Here is a 666-nt window from a genome sequence, read left to right as displayed (position 1 = left end):
CGGTCAGTGGGGGACGGTGGTGGCCGGTGCGCTACGCCAGGACTCGCCCGCGATCACCACGTGGTCCAGGAAGCGGAGGCCCACGGTGCGGGCGGCCTCGGCCAGCAGGGTGCTGGCGCGGCGGTCGTCGAGGCTGGGCGTCGGGTCGCCGGAGGGGTGGTTGTGCACGACGGCGAAGGCGCGACCGTCGTGACGCAGCACGGTGTTGAGGATCTCGCGGACCGGGACCGCGACCTGATCGACCGCGCCCTCGGCGACGAAAACCTTGCGCCGTAACTGGTTCTGGGCGTCGCACACCAAAACGAGCAGCCGCTCGACGCGGGCCCCGGTGAACATCGGGCCCGCGACCGCGGCGACATCGGAGGTGTCGCAGAGGCGAACGGCCGCGCCGGTGTCGCCGCGGGCACGGGCGCCGAGGTGGAACGCCGCGATCACGGCGGCCGCCTTCGCCACCCCGACGCCGGCGCGGCGCGACAGCTCCTCGGGCCTGGCCGCCGCCAATCCGGCCAGGCCGCCGTGTTCGACGAGTAGCTCCACCGCGAGGTCCAGCGCGCTCGCGCCGCGTCTGCCGTGCCGTAGCAGCAAGGCCAGCAGTTCGACATCGCTGAGCGCCTGCGGGCCGAGCGCGAGCAGGCGCTCGCGCGGGCGCTGCGCTACGGGTACGTC

At 74.5% G+C, this 666-nt stretch carries 1 protein-coding gene; it reads right to left on the bottom strand.

Annotated elements, in window-relative coordinates; all coding sequences use genetic code 11:
• Positions 1–3 precede the first annotated feature (3 nt).
• The coding region (locus tag ON39_RS05975) for a JAB domain-containing protein (protein WP_040731978.1) at positions 4–666 on the bottom strand (663 nt) is incomplete at its 5' end.

This window comes from Nocardia tenerifensis NBRC 101015, assembly GCF_000308715.1.
GTDB lineage: Bacteria > Actinomycetota > Actinomycetes > Mycobacteriales > Mycobacteriaceae > Nocardia > Nocardia tenerifensis.
The sequence above is the reverse complement of the archived record's forward strand: the minus strand, read 5'-3'. Positions and strand labels throughout refer to the sequence as shown.